The 19,616-nt window shown below is 42.0% G+C and carries 16 protein-coding genes and 1 riboswitch; of the genes, 1 reads left to right on the plus strand and 15 read right to left on the minus strand.

Annotation, left to right across the window (positions count from 1 at the left end):
• Positions 1 to 33 precede the first annotated feature (33 nt).
• The 13 genes from ACP69X_RS01230 to ACP69X_RS01290 all read right to left on the minus strand — a co-directional run bounded on the left by ACP69X_RS01230 (position 34) and on the right by ACP69X_RS01290 (position 16,083).
• Positions 34 to 1,320: a heme ABC transporter ATP-binding protein gene (locus ACP69X_RS01230; RefSeq protein WP_426052342.1), complete on the minus strand. Its 1,287-nt coding sequence runs from the start codon at positions 1,318 to 1,320 to the stop codon at positions 34 to 36.
• Positions 1,317 to 2,375, minus strand: coding sequence for a FecCD family ABC transporter permease (locus ACP69X_RS01235; protein WP_426052343.1), 1,059 nt, complete (start codon positions 2,373 to 2,375; stop codon positions 1,317 to 1,319). Before ACP69X_RS01235 ends, ACP69X_RS01230 begins: the two co-directional genes overlap by 4 nt.
• A complete protein-coding gene (locus ACP69X_RS01240; RefSeq protein WP_426052344.1) occupies positions 2,341 to 3,291 on the minus strand; it encodes an ABC transporter substrate-binding protein in 951 nt (316 codons plus the stop codon). Before ACP69X_RS01240 ends, ACP69X_RS01235 begins: the two co-directional genes overlap by 35 nt.
• A 172-nt stretch (positions 3,292 to 3,463) precedes the next feature.
• A complete protein-coding gene (locus ACP69X_RS01245) occupies positions 3,464 to 4,855 on the minus strand; it encodes a glycoside hydrolase family 28 protein (RefSeq protein WP_426052345.1) in 1,392 nt (463 codons plus the stop codon).
• 20 nt (positions 4,856 to 4,875) lie between these two features.
• On the minus strand, positions 4,876 to 6,369 hold the full coding sequence (locus ACP69X_RS01250) for a UxaA family hydrolase (protein ID WP_426052346.1): 1,494 nt from the start codon (positions 6,367 to 6,369) through the stop codon (positions 4,876 to 4,878).
• Positions 6,366 to 7,817 (minus strand): tagaturonate reductase, encoded by a 1,452-nt coding sequence (locus tag ACP69X_RS01255; protein ID WP_073979026.1) that lies wholly within the window; start codon positions 7,815 to 7,817, stop codon positions 6,366 to 6,368. Before ACP69X_RS01255 ends, ACP69X_RS01250 begins: the two co-directional genes overlap by 4 nt.
• A gap of 58 nt (positions 7,818 to 7,875) precedes the next feature.
• Entirely contained in the window at positions 7,876 to 8,886 is a 1,011-nt protein-coding gene (locus ACP69X_RS01260) for a LacI family DNA-binding transcriptional regulator (protein ID WP_041088294.1), read from the minus strand.
• A 57-nt stretch (positions 8,887 to 8,943) separates the two neighbouring features.
• Entirely contained in the window at positions 8,944 to 10,380 is a 1,437-nt protein-coding gene (gene uxaC / locus ACP69X_RS01265; protein ID WP_426052347.1) for a glucuronate isomerase, read from the minus strand.
• A 135-nt stretch (positions 10,381 to 10,515) separates the two neighbouring features.
• Positions 10,516 to 12,270: a HAMP domain-containing sensor histidine kinase gene (locus tag ACP69X_RS01270; protein ID WP_041088289.1), complete on the minus strand. Its 1,755-nt coding sequence runs from the start codon at positions 12,268 to 12,270 to the stop codon at positions 10,516 to 10,518.
• Positions 12,271 to 12,273: 3 nt separating this feature from the next.
• Complete coding sequence (locus ACP69X_RS01275; RefSeq protein ID WP_041088288.1) at positions 12,274 to 12,996, minus strand: response regulator transcription factor; 723 nt, start codon at positions 12,994 to 12,996, stop codon at positions 12,274 to 12,276.
• 175 nt (positions 12,997 to 13,171) lie between these two features.
• A complete protein-coding gene (locus ACP69X_RS01280) occupies positions 13,172 to 13,987 on the minus strand; it encodes an ABC transporter ATP-binding protein (RefSeq protein ID WP_073979024.1) in 816 nt (271 codons plus the stop codon).
• Between the two features lie 20 nt (positions 13,988 to 14,007).
• The gene (locus tag ACP69X_RS01285) at positions 14,008 to 15,030 is read right to left on the minus strand and encodes a FecCD family ABC transporter permease (protein WP_064498048.1); all 1,023 of its coding nucleotides are present in this window, start codon (positions 15,028 to 15,030) and stop codon (positions 14,008 to 14,010) included.
• Positions 15,031 to 16,083 (minus strand): FecCD family ABC transporter permease, encoded by a 1,053-nt coding sequence (locus ACP69X_RS01290; protein ID WP_073979023.1) that lies wholly within the window; start codon positions 16,081 to 16,083, stop codon positions 15,031 to 15,033.
• Between the two features lie 258 nt (positions 16,084 to 16,341).
• Here ACP69X_RS01290 and ACP69X_RS01295 point away from each other — a divergent pair, with 258 nt between their 5' ends.
• Positions 16,342 to 17,280, plus strand: coding sequence for an iron-hydroxamate ABC transporter substrate-binding protein (locus ACP69X_RS01295; RefSeq protein ID WP_041088281.1), 939 nt, complete (start codon positions 16,342 to 16,344; stop codon positions 17,278 to 17,280).
• Positions 17,281 to 17,315: 35 nt separating this feature from the next.
• On the opposite strand, the gene ACP69X_RS01300 is transcribed toward ACP69X_RS01295, so the two are convergent.
• Both ACP69X_RS01300 and sspJ read right to left on the minus strand, forming a co-directional pair.
• On the minus strand, positions 17,316 to 18,722 hold the full coding sequence (locus tag ACP69X_RS01300; RefSeq protein WP_426052348.1) for an amino acid permease: 1,407 nt from the start codon (positions 18,720 to 18,722) through the stop codon (positions 17,316 to 17,318).
• Between the two features lie 191 nt (positions 18,723 to 18,913).
• Positions 18,914 to 19,092: riboswitch (Lysine riboswitch) on the minus strand.
• 323 nt (positions 19,093 to 19,415) lie between these two features.
• Entirely contained in the window at positions 19,416 to 19,559 is a 144-nt protein-coding gene (gene sspJ, locus ACP69X_RS01305) for a small acid-soluble spore protein SspJ (protein ID WP_034280900.1), read from the minus strand.
• Positions 19,560 to 19,616 lie beyond the last annotated feature (57 nt).

Consider the following 19,616-nt stretch of genomic DNA (forward strand, 5'->3'; position numbering starts at 1 on the left):
TCATCAATGAAACAGAAAAGTGAACCAAATGGTTCACTTTTGAATGGCATTCAACCTTTGAAGAAGCCTTTGCACCTTTTTTCCTAATCTTTCGTGTAAAAGGTCAGCATCTTCCGTTTCTTGCGTATTGGGTGCAGCAATACAAAGGTGATGGATTGGAATGCTTGTTCTTTGCTTCATGATGTGCATAAGCTGCCCCATGAGCTGAACAGCTGCGCCGTCTGATAAAGATCGTTTCAGGATAAGCCAAATAGTCAACTCTTCCTGCTGAAGCATTCCGTAAAGGATCATATCGTCTTCGCCGTCTTCGGCGGCATATTCCGCTAATCCGTTAGCTTTCTCGAAAAACAGCATATCTTCAGCTGATTCTAGCTGCTTATGAAGCGACTCCGTTCCCGTTCCAATCGACCTTTTCCAAAAGAACCCGCCGTTTTTCTTATGTGAGGAAAGGATGCGAAGAGGCTGATTAATGGAAATCGTCATTCCTTCTGAGCCATATGTCCTCCAGCCATCCGCTATGTTTACAATTGATGCTTTAGAAGGGGCTGAAGGCTCAACCATCAGCTGAGGGTTTGCCCTAAATGGATGCTGGAGCGGTGTCACATTTGTTTCATACACACGGTTGATTCGTTCGGTGGTCAAGACGTGATGCGGCAGTCCTAACATGTCAGTCTTTCCTTCATGAAGGAGTAGCAGTCGATCACAATACAAACTAGCGATGTTCACATCGTGAAATACACCAATGACCGTTAACCTAGAAGAAGCCGTCTCTTCTTTAATTAAATCAAGCAAATCTTTTTGATAGGCTAAATCAAGAAAGCTGGTTGGTTCATCCAGCAATAAATATTCAGGCTGCTGCGCCAATGCCTGTGCCAAATACACACGCTGCTGTTCTCCTCCGCTTAGCTCATGAATGGATTGATTCTTAAACTGTGCAACACCCGTTTGTTCCATTACTTTGCTGACGACCTGCACATCTTCTTGCGTGACAGATTGCAGCCACCCTTTTTGATATGGATAACGACCGAATTGGACGGTTTCTTCCACCGTAAATGAAAAAGCTTGTTCCGTTTTCTGCGGCAGAACTGCCATCTTTTGCGCAAGCGCCTTTGGCTGATAGAATTGAACAAGCTGACCGCCGAGACGTACTTCACCGCTCTCAGGGGCTAAAATTCCTGCCATCATTTTAAGCAGGGTCGTCTTACCGCTCCCGTTTGGGCCGAGTATACCGAGAAATTCTCCTTTCTTTACTTCAAGGCTAATGCCACGAATGATCTCTTTCTCCCCATATCCACCTCTGATTTCCTTGACTTGAATCATACGTGCGCCCCCCCTTTATATTTACGAATGAGGATGATGCCAAATACAGGTGCACCAATTAACGCAGTAATGATGCCAATCGGTAATTCAGTCGGCTCAATAATGGTACGGGATAACACATCTGCTAATACAAGAAAGGAAGCACCGTTCAAAATAGACAAAGGCAGCAGATGCCGATGATCCGTGATAGTTAAGAGGCGGATAAAATGCGGAATCACAAGTCCTACAAAACCGATCGTCCCTGATACCGCTACTGCACTTCCGGTCAGGATCGAGCCCGCCAGCAGCACAATATATTTGCTCCTTTTCACATGTACACCTAATAGCTTTGCCTTCTCCTCGCCATACGTCATGACATTCAAATCTCGCCCCATCAACATTAACGCAAAGGTCCCAATAAAAAAGAAAGGAAGAAAAAGCACAATATAACGCCAGCCCCTCATAGACACACTGCCAAGCAGCCAATGAATGATCTCTTTTAGATCATCACCTGTTAAAGCAATCATCAATGAAATGAGCGCACCCAAAAAAGAGCTGAAAATCACTCCAGTCAAAATTAAAGAAGAAATGCTCATCCCCCGATGAACAAGACGCGCAAAAAAGAGAACGAGACAGAGGGTCACAAGCGCTGTTGTCATACTGAATAATGGCAGTGTGAAACTGCCAAAAAGCGGGAGCTGCAAGCTGAAAAACAGGGTCGCTACGGCTCCAACTGATGCTCCTTGAGACACTCCCAGCGTATAAGGGTCAGCGAGAGGATTTTTTAATAAACCTTGAAAAGCTGCACCAGATAACGCCAGTGCTGCTCCGACTAATGCCGCTAATATGACTCTTGGCAGCCGAATGTTCATCATAATATTGCGATCGATGGAATCAATGGTTCCAAACTGTACTCCGAATAGTTCATGAACAAATATGCGAAGAATAGAAGGAATGGGAATCCCTAAGCTTCCTAAGGAGATTCCCATTCCAATGCTCATCACTAGAAGTAAAACACTTAGTGTATATGCGATGATCAATTTATTTGAACGTGTCAGGATAGACGCTTTTCGCAAGAGCCTCGACTCCTTCAACCAATCGCGGTCCCGGTCTTGATGCGAGATCCGTATTCAATTGAAAGACTTGTTTTTCTTTCACTGCTTTCATTGCATTCCAGCCGTCTCTTTTTTTCAAATCAGCTAAGCTGGAACCATCAATTGTCACGATGACATCAGGATTTCGTTTGATGATCGATTCTTCTGTCATTTGCACCCAGCCAGTTTGATCACCAGCAGCATTTTTGGCATGAATAACAGAAAGCATTTCATCCATAAATGTATTTTTACCAGTTGTATAGATTTCAGGAGCACCTGAGACTTCGACAAAGACTGTTTTTTGTTTGTCTTTCGAAATCCCCTCTGCTTGTTTCTTGATGTCATTCAGTTTTGTTTTCATCTCGTCTATAAGTTTTGTTGATGCTTCTTTCACGCCAGCTGCTTCACCGATCATATTGATTGATTTGTACACATCCTTAAAGGAGGTCGCATCATTTACAGTCAGCACTTGGATCCCTGCATCTTCAAACTGTTTAAATCCTTCTTTTGATCCCATTTGAGATGCATGTGCTAATACAAGATCTGGCTTTAAGGAAATGACCTTCTCGACATTAAATTCAAGTCCGCCAATCTTCTCTACCTTTTCGACTTCCTTTGGATAATTGTCAAAGTCTGATCGTCCAACCATTTTATCTCCAAGACCGAGTGCATAGGCAACTTCCGTATTACTTGGAATTAACGAAACAATTCGTTTAGGCTGTTCTTTGATTTCGACCGTTTTGCCAGCTGCATCTTTAATCGATACTGGAAATGCCGCAGTGGCCGTTTCTTTATTTTGTGACCCTGTTGCTTTGTGATCTGTCTCAGCGCCTGCACAACCTGCTAAAACACCCATCACTAGCAATAACGATAGCCAAATAGCTGTTAACTTTTTCATGAGTGAACCCCCTGGTTTATGTACTGCTTAACGAAATCTCTTTCGTCAATTCTTTTCTAATTTCGGGAATATTATACTACAGTGCAGATAGGTTGTATATGTGATTTCTAAAAGCGTCTTTTCTGTTCATAAAACAAAAAAACAGCCTCTAAAAAGACTGTTTTTCACTCTTCTATTGATTGATTTGTTCTCCATTGATGACGACTTTCAGAAAAGCAGGAGAAACTGCATGCTCTAAAGATAAGGGGTACGCCACATCATCTATGACACAATCTTTCATTTTAAAATGAGTAACAGGAGAATGTGCGTATGCGGCTATTTTCACACCATATCGTCCGCCGCTGCTTTTGAGTCCTTCTACTTCAATATGACGTACAACAGGACGATGCGGACCAGCATCTCCTTCCTCATACATCATGTCGATACAGATCACTTCATGCTTTAGACTTTTGACTGTATTGTTTTTAAAATAAATATGTTCAATCGTACCGCCTCTGACAGAGTTAGTTTTAATACGCAGTGCCCGGTCAAGGTTCGGACTATCCATTACATTATTTTCTGCATAAACATACTTTACCCCGCCAGAAATCTCGCTCCCGATCGTCACACCGCCGTGTCCATCCCGCATCTCATTTCTACGAATGACGATGTTTTCAGATGGAACCCCCAGTCGCCGTCCATCCTCGTTTCTGCCCGATTTGATGGCAATACAATCATCTCCGTTATCAAAATAACAATCTTCAATGAGCACATTCCGGCAAGACTCCGGATTGACACCATCTGTGTTTGGTCCATGCCCAATAATTTTAACGCCGCGGACGATGACGTTACTACTTAATACAGGATGAATTTGCCACATTGGTGAATCCTTCACTGTCACTCCCTCGATTAGAACATGATGACATTGGTATGGCTGAATAAAGCTCGATCTTAAATAATGGCCTTCTCCAAACTCCCTTTCTTCTACCGGTATTCTCTTTTCCGCCATTTCAAACAAAAGCTGACGATCCTGATCTTGAGAGGGCTGGCCATTTGTCCCATACTTCCAAGGCCACCAATGATGCTCATCCCCTCTGCCATCAAGTGTTCCGGCCCCAGTAATAGCGATATTTTCTGCATGGTGTGCATAAATGAGAGGTGAATAATTATAAAGCTCAACCCCTTCATATCTTGTCAGTACAAGAGGCAGATAATCCTTTGGGTCTTGACTGAATGTCACATAGGCTTTCTCATGCAGATGAAGTTCTACATTGCTTTTCAATTCTAAAGCACCTGTCACAAACGTCCCTTCTGGGATCAGCACCCTTCCCCCTTTCAACAGATGTGCATCATCAATGGCAGACTGAATGGCATTTGTAGATAGCTCTTTCCCTTCAGCATCTGCTCCATAATGAACCACATTCAATTCACGATCTGGGAACTGCGGCGCTTTTATCTGCTTTAGCACTTGATCAATTCCGTTTGCTTTTTTATCTTTCTTCCCTCGCTTTGCTAAACGAGCAATTCCGACTCCAGTTAGTACCGTTCCTGCTGTGAGATACATCAAATCCCGTTTTTTAGACACTTTCTCATCCCCCAGTCGCCTTAAAGTGTGACACCTGTTTTGAAAATAGCCAGCTCTCTAAAATTGTTTTTCTCATGATTTAACAGCTTCCCACTCGCCACATCAATAACCGTTGAAATGAATTTTTCTAACACAACATCTTCCGGTACATCTTCAAGCAGTTCTCCGGCATTAAAGTCAATCCAGTGCTTTTTTGTTTCATATAAAGCTGTGTTTGTCGAGATCTTCATTGTCGGCACAAACGTACCAAATGGTGTCCCCCTGCCTGTTGTAAATAGGACCATTTGACAACCGGAAGCAGCAAGAGCGGATGAAGCAACCAAATCATTACCAGGTGCACTTAATAAGTTCAATCCCTTTTGTTTCAGCAGCTCTCCATATTTCAATACATCTTTAATATCAGAAGTACCTGCTTTTTGTGTACAGCCAAGAGACTTATCCTCTAATGTCGAAATTCCACCTGCTTTATTTCCCGGGGAAGGATTTTCATATACTGGCTGTCGATGATCCATGAAGTATTGTTTAAAGTCATTGATCATTTGCACAATATTGTCGAAAGTCGTTTCTGATGCTGCTCTCTCCATTAAAATCATTTCAGCACCAAACATTTCGGGCACTTCTGTCAGCACCGTCGTTCCGCCTTGTGCGACAATAAAATCGGATAGTCTGCCTAAAAGCGGATTTGCAGTAATACCGGAAAATCCATCTGATCCTCCGCACTTCAAGCCAATTTTCAGCTCAGATAACGGAATGTCTTCACGATGATCTTCTTTCGCCGCATCATAAATTTCCTTGAGTAAAGCGACTCCCGTTTCTATCTCATCTCCTACTTCTTGGCTTCTTAAAAATTTCACTCTCGTACGGTCATATTCACCTAATGTGGACTGAAAATCCTCAATGTCATTGTTTTCACACCCAAGCCCAAGAACAAGTACTCCTCCAGCGTTAGGATGCTTCACCGCATTTTGTAAAATGGTTTTGGTATTTTCATGATCGTCCCCAAGCTGTGAGCATCCATAATTGTGCTTTAATACGAGGGCTGTTTCAAAAGGATGGATGTTTCCACCCATTTCAGCGGTGAATATTTGGATCATTTGATCGGCGATGCCATTCACGCATCCAACGGTGGGAACAATCCAAAGCTCATTGCGGATTCCGCTTTCGCCATTTTTTCGTTTATATCCTTTAAATGTAAGATTCGTTTTTTCATAGGGGTTTTCTGATAATGAAGGCTGGTATTCGTATTCTAGCTTGCCAGATAGATTGGTTTTAATATTATGCGTATGCACCCATTCTCCAGCAGAAATGGCAGTCACTGCATGACCAATGGGATAGCCATATTTGATAATATTCTCTCTTTGCTTGATATCAGCCAATGCAAACTTATGACCTTTGCCAACGGTCTCTTTTAAGATAATCGTATGTCCTTGATGCTGTAGCTCTTCCCCTTGCTCCAATCCTTTTAAAGCAATACCGACATTATCTGAAGGGTGGATTACAATAAAGTCTCTCATGCCTTCTCCCCCTGATTTTCATATTGATGAAGCATCATTCGGTGAACAGCCGCTCTCATCCCGTGCTTCTGTATGAGGGTAAGCTGATCAGCTACAGCTTGACTCAATCCATTTACATCCGTTAAATCTCTGCCCCATAATGATTTGCATGAAAGGATCCTCGCTGCAACCGTTTCATTGGAACGATTTTCCCATGCTTCCTTCATGAGCGTGAGCACAGTTTCATCATCCTTTACCCTTCCTGCATGTGCTCTGTAGAAATAAATGAGACTGCTAAGTGAAAACACAAGTTTCATTGGCAGCTGTTTCTTTTGCTCGACATAATCAAACAATGACGGAAGATTACGGGTTCGGAATTTGGATACCCCATTCAGTGCAATATCCAGCAATTGATGCTTTACAAATGGATTGCAAAAACGATCCCAAACGGATTGTGTATAAAGAAGAAGCTCATCTTTAGGAATTTCAAGTCCTGGCAGTACTTCCTCCTCCAGCATACGCCGGATGAACGGACCAACATGCTCATCATCCACAGCTTCTTTTACAGTTTCTATACCGCATGAGTAAGCAATCGGCGCCATAGCTGTATGTGCACCATTTAAAATTCGTACCTTACTCATACGATAAGGCGCAATATCCTCTACAAAAAGAACATTTAACCCTGCTTCTTGAAAGGGGAGCTCCTTTTGTACGAAGGCAGGTGCTTCAATGACAAAAAGATGATAATATTCTGCCGTGACAAGCAATTCGTCAATATACCCTTCTTCCTTTTCTACGATTTCAGCCGCTTCCTTAGAGAATCCAGGGACAATCCGGTCCACAAGCGTATTACAAAACGTGTTGGCCTCTTTAATCCATGTCATAAACGCAGGCGGCAGTTCCCACTCAGCTGCCATACTGATCACATATTCCTTCAATCGATCACCATTTTGTTCAACCAATTCACAAGGCAGAATGATCAGTCCTTTCTGCTCATCTCCAGCAAATGCTTTAAACCGGTGATACAAGAACGCTGTCAGCTTTCCTGGAAAACTGGCTTGCGGCCGATCCTCCAAACGGTCCTCCTTTTTGAGCACAAGTCCTGCCTCCGTCGTGTTTGAGAAGACAAAGCGGAGATCGAGGTTTTCCGCTACGTGTAAAAACTCCTCGTAATCCGTATACGTACTAATTCCTCTGCTAATCGATTGGATGACCATACGTTCATTCATTTCTTGCTCGGCATGATATCCCTGAATACATAATGTGTACAAGCCATCTTGTTCATTTAAAGCTGCCACTGATCCTTTTCGAGGAGGGACAACAACCGCTCTTCCTTTAAAATCTGTGCAGTCGTTCAGCTTCTGGATGTGCCAATTGATAAATCCTCGCATAAAATTTCCTTCACCAATCTGCAAAATCGTTTCCGGATACTCAGGTGCCGGGTATATGGCTTTTGATAATCGTTTCAAATGGATTCCCCTCTCCGCGCGATATGCACACGTGAACATTTTTCTAAAAAGGTGCTGATTACTGCACCTTTTTAACTGAATCTCTGATCATCAGCTCTGTGTGAACATACACTTTTTCCATATGATCTTCTTCCTGCTCTTCACCGTTTATTACTGAAAGGATAGCTTCTGCTCCAAGTGCACACATTTTTTCAATCGGCTTTTTCACCGTTGTCAATGCAGGTGTGGTATAGGATGAAAATGCAATATCATCAAAACCAATAATAGAAATATCATTTGGACACGTTTTTCCTTTTGCAAATAAAGCATTCATTGCACCGATCGCCATGTCATCATTTGAGCAAAAGAGCGCTGTTGGCGGTTCATCAAGGGCCAGCAGCGATTCCATTGATTCATAGCCGCTTTTCATGTGATAATCGCCTTTCATCATATATTCTTTCTTCATAGGTATTTGGTGATCAATTAACGCTTGCAGGAAACCAGCTTTTCTTTCTTGAGTTGATTTAAAGCCTTCTTTCCCTTCAATGATGGCGATTTGTTCATGACCTTGCTGAATGAAATGGTGTGCAGCCTGGTAAGCTCCTTGACTATCATCTGCTAATATATTCATGACTTCATGACTTTCTACACGGCGATTCAGCACAATGATGGGAATGCCCTGTTTCTTCACATGATGGATAAACGCTTCATCGTGCTCGCTTTGACTCATGAGCAAAATGCCATCATAGCGTTGTTTATGAATGGTTGTGTAATCGTGAAAGTCGTCAATTCCTCTTACAAAGAGATTATAATACTCTGTCATGACGCTATTGACACCTTTTAACGCATCCACAAAGAAGCTTGAAGATGTGCCCTCTGTTAAACTCGTAAAAAACAGACCGATTGTAAATGATTTTTGTGATACAAGGCCTCTCGCATGGACATTCGGTGAATAATTCAGCTGTTTTGCAATCGACAAAATCTTTTGTTTTGTCTTCTCTTTAATAAAAGGACTGTTATTCAAAGCCCTTGATACCGTGGTATGAGAGACGTTTGCCAATTTTGCTATGTCTTTAATTGTGACTGTCATGCTATTCCGCCTTTTATGATTTTTTACCATCTTATCATAAAACCGCTTTCATTTTCTTCATGTAATTTTATTCGGATGCTGGAGCTGCTTCGCCCGGTCAAATTGGAAATACTGTCTGGCATTTTCATAGCTGATTCCTTTCACGATTCCCCCTAACAGATCAAAATCATATGGAGCTTCCCCTTTTTCTACCCAATCTCCGATGATATCGCAAAGCAGTCTTCGAAAATATTCATGCCTTGTATACGACAAAAAGCTTCGTGAATCTGTCAGCATCCCAATGAAACGGCTGATCAGACCAATACTGGATAGAGCCATCATCTGCTCTGTCATCCCTTGTTTCGTATCATTAAACCACCAAGCTGTACCATGCTGGATCTTCCCAGGTGCCGTCCCGTCTTGAAAGCTTCCAGCCAATGTGGAAATCACAACATTATCCCTAGGATTCAAGGAATATAGAATGGTTTTTGGCAGTGCCTGTTCTTGTTCTAAACGATCCAATATTCGGCAAAGCGGCTTGGCAATGTCTTCATCATTCATCGCATCATACCCTGTATCTGGCCCAAGCCGCTCAAACATTTTCGTATTGTTGTTCCTAAGCGCATTGATATGAAGCTGCATCGCCCAGCCCCGCTCATAGTAAGCCTGACCTAGCTTAATGAATGTTTGAGTTTTAAATTTGATCTTCTCTTTTTCCGTCAATGAATGCCCAGACATTCTTTTACGAAAGATGGCTTCCACTTCTTCTTCCGTCGTTTCTTCAAACGTCATTTCGTTAATGGCATGATCTGAGATCAGGCAGCCCTGTTCATGGAAAAAATCAATTCTTGCACGGAGTGCTGTTAAAAAGTCTTGATAGGATTGGATTGGAGTAGATGAAGCCTCTGCCAGTTCGTGAACATACGCTGTAAATAGGTGATTCGTTATATCAAGAGCCTTATCAGGCCGAAATCCGGGCAGCACTTGCACAGTGAATCCTTCTTCCCGCAGTTTTTGATGATAGCAAAGCGAATCGACTGGATCATCTGTCGTCACGACTGTTTCAACGTTCGATTTCACAATGAAGTCTCTTGCACCAAAACCCTCTCCTTGCAGCTTTTCATTTACTTTTTGCCAGATGATGTGTGCGTTTTTTTCGTTTAAAAGTTCCTCAACTCCAAAATATCGTTTCAATTCTAAATGAGTCCAGTGATAGAGCGGGTTTCCAAGGGTCATGGGAACAGTCTTCGTCCACGCCAGAAATTTCTCATAGTCTGAGGCATCCCCTGTGACGTGTGATTCTGGTATTCCGTTTGCTCTCATGGCACGCCATTTGTAATGATCTCCGTAAAGCCATGCTTCGGTGATATTATGGAAGGTTTTATTTTCATAGATTTCTTTGGGGCTTAAATGACAATGGTAATCTATAATTGGAAGGTCCTTAGCAAACTCATGGTATAGCTTTTCAGCCGTTTGACTGTTGAGTAAAAACTGATCATCTAAAAAGGCTTTCATCAAACTCCCCCATCTCTCTTATAAATAAAAATGATTTGTTCACGTTAATAATTTTATTGTAATCGTTTACAAAATTGATTTCAATCCTAAAACAGGAAAAAACGATCTCCTTTAGAAAAGAAAATCGTTTTTTGGCTATTTTACAGGTGATGATTTTTTTAGGATAATCGCAATAGTTGTTCCAGTGCCTAGTTCACTTTCAACTTGAATATCACCGTCATGCAGCAAGACTAGCTCTTTTGCTATGGCAAGCCCGAGACCAGTTCCGTTCGTTGGATCATTTGTATTTGTCCCTCTGTAGTAGCGGTTAAATAGGTGATCCACCGTTTCCTGTGCCATTCCGCGGCCATTGTCTTTCATTTCGATCCGAACTTCTTCATCTGTTTCAGATAAAACAGCTGTAATATGAGTGCCTTTTTCGTTATGCTTCACTGCATTCGCCAGCAGGTTCTCAATCACTCGTCTGAACCAGGCTTTATCGATCTCAAATATGACACCATCTGTTTGATCTTCAAAGGAGGATGGATAATCCTCAGATGAGGAGCTTCTTGAGAACTCGTCCATAATGGAAGCTAAAAATTCACTGAGTTCAACCGGTTTCCGATTAATAGGCAGGGCACCATTCTTCAATCGGTACGTGAGGTTTAAATCCTCAATCAGTGTCGACATGTATTCTGATTTCTCACGAATCACCTGTCCCATTTCCATGACTTCTTCCTTGGACCATTGATATTGATCGGACTCAAGCATGAGTCCATAGCCGTAAATCGTACTTAAAGGCGTTTTCAAATCATGAGACAATCCTGCAATCCATTCTTCTCTTGTGGTTTGAATTTTTCTTCGGTTTGCTTCATTCTCTTTTAACGTATGTGTGAGCTGATCCATTGTTTTTAGGATATCCTCAAATAAACGGTATTCCCGCTTAATACGGCCTTTTTTATTTTTACTGACTGGAATTCCCTTTCTATTTGTTGGTTCCTGCAATTTATTTTTTGATAAGAAAATCAGCCAGCGAATAATGTGATAAATTGGCAGCCCATAGCGATACGAATACCATAATGTCATGACAATGATAATAGTGAGCGCAAGACCTGCAATTAAGATGGTTGTATATTGATTTAAAGCGTCTGTCTCCTTATCGTAAAGCTCGTCTGGGCTGTATACTTTATTTGGAACCGAAACGATAATATAGAGGTTTTTATTCACCTTCATATAAGTGAGGTCACTTCTAAACTCCCAAGGCTTCGATTGATACTTAAGCAATTCAATATCTGTAACGTTATGCTTCAAACTTGTGTTGGTCCGAATGCCTTTTAAATATTTTCCTTCTTCATTGAACAGATGAACCGATCCGTTCATTCTCTTCAAGAATTCTTTCGTTTCAACCGAATATTGAGATAATGCAGCCAAATTTTTCTCGTGTTGCTTCAGATAATTGGCTACCTTTGTACTGTTCGTTTTGAACCCATATAACACAATAAAGCTTTCTTGATCAATCTCAATTGGCCAGAAGTACATCTTGTAATCTTTAAATTCTCTTTTTTCAAAGATCTTGATCATTTCATCCTTTTGATAGGATGTTGGAATGGATTTAGGGCGGTGATAGCTATAAACGTTTTTCTTTTTCGAATCAATCACTTGCAGCCAGCCGTCTCGTTTTTTCACTGCTTGCTTGAGCTGATCGTCGGCTTCCATTTTTCCATCCTCGTTAAAATAAAGCCAGCTCATGAGTGTATCTCCATCAGCTTTAGTTAAACCAGTTTCGGCCATGTTCTCGTAGTGTTTTGTTAAATATAAGTTCTCAGAGAACGTATTCCCCATCATCAGAATGGCAATCACAATAAACATTTGTCCGACAAAGTGAAAGAAAAGTTTTGATCGTAAATTCATAAATTATTGAAGGACCTTTGCAGGGTGTGGTATAAATTTATATCCCATACCACGGATCGTCACAATATATTCGGGCTGACTCGGATCTAATTCGATCTTTTCTCTCAGCTTTCGAATATGAACCATGACAGTGTTGTTATCACCATATGATGGGACGCCCCATACTTTCTCATAGATTTGATCTTTTGAAAGAACCACATTCGGATGATCACAAAAGTACTTCAGCAAAGAAAGAAGCTGAGCTGAGCATGCCGTCACCTCTCCTCTTACTTTCAATTCGGCTGCATGAGGATGATAGGAGAAATGGGCATAATGATATTGGCTTTGAGTGTCTTCTTGCTCCTCCTGTAAGGAGATATATGTTCGGTTTAGGTGAGCCTTAATTCTAGCCACTAGCTCAAGCGGGTTAAATGGCTTTGTGATGTAATCGTCTGCCCCCTGCGCAAAGCCCGTCAGTTTATCGACATCAGACGTTCTTGCAGTTAAATAGAAAATGGGTGCTTTCGTATATTTTCTCATTTCAGGAAGAACATCAAAGCCAGACTTACCAGGCATCATCACATCTAGAAGTAAAAGGTGGATGTCCTCGTTTTTGACAACATCTAATGCTTCATCTGCATGGTAGGCTTTATATATATGCTTGAATCCTTCTTTTTTTAGTACGCGTTCAACCATTTTTACAATTGCTTCTTCGTCATCTGCAATCAATATTTTTGCTGTTTCCACGCATCTCTTTCCTTTCTAGCTATGATCTCTAACCGTATATTACCATTGTCTAAAGTAAAAAAGTACCTCTTTTCTGCATAAAAGCGAAAAAATATGCACTAGAGAAAATAGCAGCACTAGGAAGTTTCAAACACGCAAAAAAACCCGGCAGCAGCACCGAGTTCCTTTACATCTATTATCCATTTACAGCTTCTAGCTTTCGTTCATGATTCATTAAATCATATGTTAAACAAATCGGCTTGTTCGTTCTAGGATCAAGCACAATTTCTGCATCAATATGGAATACCTGACTGAGTACCTCTTTGGTCATGACCTCATGAGGCGTACCGTCTTTTATGACTTTCCCTTGATTGAGGGCAATCATGTAATGTGAAAAACGCGCCGCATGATTTAAATCATGGATGACCATCAACACAGTTCGGCCCTGCTCTCTATTTAAGCGTTCTAACAGCTGAAGAATCTCGAGCTGATGTGCAAGATCCAAATACGTCGTAGGTTCATCCAATAGGAGCAGCTCTGTTTCCTGGGCAAGTGCCATCGCAATCCATACACGCTGACGCTGCCCGCCGGAAAGTGCTTCAATTGGCCGATCATGAAAAGCGATCATTCCCGTTTCCTCAAGTGCCCATCTGATGATTCGTTTATCTTCATTTGATAAGCGGCCAAACCCATTTTGATGCGGGAAACGTCCATATGACACAAGCTCATACACTGTCAGTCCACTAGGTGCTTCAGGCGTTTGCGGTAAGATCGCCATTTGTTTTGAAATTTCTTTTGTCGGCGTATCATGGATAGCCTGGCCATTTAAATAAACAGCTCCTCGATTGGCCTTCATAATACGAGACATCGTTTTTAAAATGGTTGATTTCCCGCAGCCATTCGGTCCAATCAGTGTTGTCACCTTGCCTTTTGGGATACTGACATTCAAATCTTCTACAATCAAACGGTCTTGATAACCGATACAAAGCTTTTCTGTTTCGAGCGATTTCATATGTTGTCTCTCCTTCCTCATTAGTTCGATTTCATCAATAAGTAAATGAAGTAAGGTGCGCCTAAAGCAGAAACGACAAGGCCAACTGGCACTTCTGATGGTGCAAGTATGACGCGGCCAAGTGTATCTGCCAGTAATAATAACAGCGCGCCAATCAACGCGGAGGCCGGTATCATTCCTTGGTGCTTTGGCCCAACAAGCTTTCTAGCCAAGTGCGGTGCGGCTAATCCTAGGAAAGAGATACTTCCTGCAACAGCAACACTCGCACCTGCTAATGCAACGGCAATCAGCATGAACAAACTTCTTTCTTTATGAACTGAAATGCCCAATCCATAGGATAGCTGATCACCCAAATTCATGATATTTAAATAGCGTGATCTGACAATCGCGAATATAAGGAAAATCACCATCCATGGCAAAACAGACAGAACATACGTCCAGCTCGAGCCATAAATACTTCCAGATAACCACACGATGGCTTGGTTAAAATCATTTGGGCTCATTTTCAATTGGATGACCACAATCGCTGCTGAAAACGCAGCATTCACACCAATACCAGTTAAAATCAATCGAACGGGTGTGATGCCTTTTTTCCACGCTAACACATAGATGAGAAATGCAGCAAAACCTGCACCTACGAACGCGAAAAGCGGCAGTACAAAAATCGTAAAATCGCCTAAATTCGCCATCGTGCCTTGAAATGCAAAGATAAATAGCACAACGGCAAAGCCAGCGCCGGCATTGACACCGAGAATACCTGGGTCAGCTAAACCATTTTGAGAAACACCTTGCCAAATCGCTCCTGATACAGCGATAGAAGCACCGACAAGTAAAGCGATGACCATTCTTGGAAGTCGGAATTCGAATAATACGAGCTCATCCATCTCACTTCCGAATCCAAAAAGTGTTTTCAATGTATCCATCGGAGAGATCCGAATTTCTCCGGTATTTAAACTAATAAGGAACACAGCTACGATCGCGAAAAAGATCATGAGCATCGTTCGTTGATATTTCTTTTTCTTTGCTTGCTGCACCATTTCCATTTAGATTCCGCTCCTTTCACGTCTAGCTAAATATAAGAAGAAAGGAACGCCTATAATCGCCGTAATGGCACCGACTGGCGTTTCAAACGGAGCGTTGACCAGCCTCGCAGCAATGTCTGCATAAATTAACAAAGTGGCCCCTAAAATAGCGGAGCATGGGATAATCCAACGATAGTCCACTCCAACTAAGAATCGAGTGACATGAGGGATCACAAGCCCGATAAAACCAATAGAGCCTGCTACCGACACGGCAGCACCCGTTAAAAGAATAACAACTAATACGCCAAGCACCTTGACCGTTTTTGTATACTGTCCAAGTCCTTTCGCCAATTCTTCACCTAAGCTCAAAACCGTGATCGAACGGGCAAGGATCATTGCAATGATTAGTCCTGCAATGGCAACTGGAATGATGATACGAATGTTGCTCCAATTCACACCTGCCACCCCGCCAGCATACCAAAAGCTCATATCTTGAGCGACATCAAAACGGATGGCAATGGCTGAGGAGATGGAGCTCAAAAGTGCTCCAACCGCCGTACCAGCTAGTGCCAGCTTTACCGGGGTCAGTCCCCCTTTTGACATAGTACCGACACCAAATACAATAGAGGCACCGAGTGCGGCTCCAACAAATGACCAAAGAATTAATGTGATAGAAGATTGGCCAGGGAAAAATGCTAATGCAATGGCAATCGCAAATGCGGAGCCATTTGTCACACCCATAATCTCAGGTGACGCCAGCGCATTTCTTGTCATTCCTTGCATAATGGCACCTGATACGGCTAAAAAGGCACCGACGAGCGCGGCTCCAACTGTGCGCGGCAGCCTCAATTCCCGAATGATTTGATGTGAAGTTTGTTGTGGATCAAAATGAAAAACGGCCTCCCATACAGTCTGTAGATGAATGTTTGCTGCTCCTAATGATACTGATAAAAAAAGACCAAATGCTAAAGCGATCATTCCTATGATGATAACAGCTGCTGTTCCAAAAGGTTTCGTGACAATATCGATCGTATCGTCGCTGGTTGGCAGCTGTTTATTCGATTGTGAGCCCAAAACCAGTCTCTTCCTTTCCGTTCATGTTTATTCTCTATTAGTGATAATGATTATCAATCTCGAAGTCTAGTATATCACTTTCTTTTCTTTTTGAAATCATTGTTCTGATAAATTTCTTTATTTTCACAAAAAAATTGTGAGAATTTCACCATTTTTCTTTAGGTCTAAATTAGCCGATGCATTTTGGTTCCTATCATGTTACGATAAAAATGAAATTGAGAATCATTATCAACGAAAAATGAATAGGAGAGAATCTTTGTGAAAAAACGAACTGGATTTTTTTTGATTTCTTTATCGATCCTTATGCTTTTTACAGCCGCTTGCGGCAGCACTTCAAATAAACAATCTGCAGCGAAAAAAAATGACATGATGACATATCAGGATGTCAAAGGTGAAGTGAAGCTTCCGAAAAATCCAAAACGCATTGTGCTTCTTGCAGAAAGCTACTACGGGGACCTCGTCACACTCGGCAAGACGCCGATTGCTACAACTGCACCCATCTTTAAAAACCCTTTTTATAAAGGAAAAACAGATGGAGTCGAAAATCTTGGAAGGACCCCATCTGTCGAAAAGGTAGCCGCTTTGAAGCCAGATATGATTATTGCTTGGGGAGAAGATGAGAAATTTGATCAATACAAAAAAATCGCCCCAACTGTAGCGGTAAAATACAACCAATACTCTTTCAAAGACCAACTAAAAGAATTCGGTAAAATGACTGGTACACCGAAAAAAGCAACAGAATGGATCACAAAATGGGATACCAAAATTGCTGAGGTGAAACCAAAGGTAAACAAAGCTGTCGGCAGCAAAACAGTCTCGATCGTATCACCATTTGATAAAGGCATTTATATCTTCGGAAACACCTTTGCCCGCGGGGGCGAAATCATTTATGACGAACTGAAATTAGAAGCACCGAAGGCGGTCAAAAAAGAAGCGATCGACAGCGGTGTCGGCTATGCGAATATTTCTCTTGAGAAGCTGCCAGAATTCGCAGGCGACTATATTTTCACAGGTCCATGGAGCGGCTCAAAAAGTAAAGGTGACCAAGTGTATCAAAGCAGCATTTGGACATCACTTCCTGCCGTCAAAAATAAACATGTATTCGAAATAGATCCAGTTGGTTTCTTCTTTAATGACCCAGTGTCACTAGAAGGTCAGCTAGAGTTTATTGTGGACCGATTGACATCTGCCTCATAAAAAAACGTTTCTCCAGAAATGGAGAAACGTCTTTCTTATACCGTTTCTTTGGCAAATCCTTTTGACATGAATGGATAAAGCAAAATACCTACTAAGAATAGACCGATTCCAAGACCAAAGGTTTTCAAGTCGGCTGTTCCTGAAATAATGACCCAAGCTGAATACCCCATCGCAACAAGTGCAACGATGCCGTCTCTCGTTCGATTTCCTTTTTGAAGCTCATACGTATCACCTTGCATAATGACCTTAAAGCTGTAGATTGAAGACACAATATACGGAATAAGATACGCAAGTGTCGCTGATGTAGTTAAAAAGGTGAAAGCTTCATTAATCGTACGTGACATTACAGAGAAGATAAACAACTGTGACATAATATTTGTAACAGTCAAAGCGAAAGCAGGGCTTCCTTTTTTGTTTGTTTTTGCAAATACTGCTGGAAAATCACCAGCCTTTGCTGCTTGATACGGTACTTCTGAACCGAGTAAAATCCAGCCAAGCATCGAACCAAATAAACAAATAATCGCCAGCAGTGCCATGACAATTCCGCCAGCTGGCCCAATAATAAGCTGAAGCACGTCCACGAACGGTTTGTCAGAGCCTTGCAATTGATCGTGCGGCAGAACGCCCATCGTAATCAACGTGATAATCATGTAGATCGAAAGTGCGATTAAAAGACCTGTAATCGTCGCACGTTTCACATCACGCTGTGAGGATGCTCTTCCTGATAAAATGACAGCTGATTCAATTCCAATAAATGCCCATAGTGTGGAAATGGCCGCATGATGAATTTGGCCTCCAAGTCCGAGCACTCCTTCGCTGCCTGTTTCAACCGGGAAGTAGTAATGTTCAAATAATGCCGTTTGAAATGCAAATAATCCCGCAACAATAAAAAGGACGAATCCAAGCACCTTTGAAAAGGTCGTAATAAAATTCAATTTACTTGCAGCACTTAAGCTTGTAATTAAAATGGTATGTGTTCCCCATAGAAGAAGGGTACATACGATAAACGTCATGAGCTGACCAAGCGTGACCGCTTCTTTTCCAAAGGTAAAAACTTCAGTCTTCACTGTGAGAATAGGGAAAAAAGTCGTTAAATAACCAGCAAGACTTGTAATAATTGCGACATTACTAATCCAGCTTGCCACCCAATATCCCCAAACCATTGTAAATCCAGCCGCTTTCCCTTTTTTCGGATCTTTAAAAAGCGCCCTTGCATAACTTTGTGGTCCAGCCGTCAGCTGCGGCTTATGAATGGACAAATGCCCAAATACAAGCGCAATCATCAGCACACCGCCGCCTGTGACAAGCCATGCCATCGTCACACCTAAAGGACTTGCGTGCTGGGCAAGCGTACTTGGCAGCATAAAGATGCCTGAACCTACCATATTTCCGACGACAAAAGCCGTCAATAACCAAAAACCCCATTTTTTTGTCTGTTCCATTTCCGTACCTCCGTTTTATTCACTTTGGACCAGACCCGGCAGTATCTTCATTGATATATTTGTGAAGCAATGACTTGCATTCTTTATGTTCATAATGGATTACTTTTTAACAGCATACCCTTATTTTTGTGACTCAGAACATAAAAAAAAGCCTGAACAAAAGTCCATGCTTTTCAAAACATACACCTTGATCTCCGGATAGCCCTCCACGCTTCAAAGACGTGGCAGTCCTGCATTTATTCAATGCAGACCCAGCATAAAGAAAGTTGGAGCTCTCTCTACACTTCGGCGCTGATGCCTTTTTTCTCATGATCTACGATTCCATCTCTCCTATGAGTGACTCATCATCCGCGCAACCTCTACCTCACTGAGACATAGCGTGAGGATTTCTATTCATTTTTACTACACGAAGGTTATCAAACATTCTCACATCTGTCAAAGGGAAAAACATAGAAAAAAGGCAGAGAACTGTTTCTCTGCCCCTGATTGTGACAAAGGGCTAAAATAATTTTTATTTTAGTTCTTTGTCTCCCTTCTTTCAGCATGATAGAAAACCTTTGTAGCCTTAGGAAGGACGAGTACCGGAGCGGAGCGAATTTGACATTCGTGAGCACCGGAGAGCAGACCTGCGGGCGAATGCGAGGGTTTGTCTACACGTTGAGGCAGAGAATCCTTTCTCTGCCCTTTACCTGCTTATTGTTGGTTGTTTTTCTTCTTTTGTACAGCTTCTTGAAGCGGATCGCCTGCTAGCTCTTTACTTGCTTCCTCTAACAGCTGATCTACCTGCTGATGGTCTTTCTCACTTTTCGCTTTTTTATCCTTTTGGAAAAATGACATCGCTGTTTCCTCCCTTTTCATATAATGCGGTTGCCTGTTTAATTTGTGCTACAGCGA

The sequence above is a fragment of the Bacillus sp. DC4300-2b2 genome, assembly GCF_049895685.1.
GTDB classification, from domain to species: domain Bacteria; phylum Bacillota; class Bacilli; order Bacillales; family Bacillaceae; genus Bacillus; species Bacillus safensis.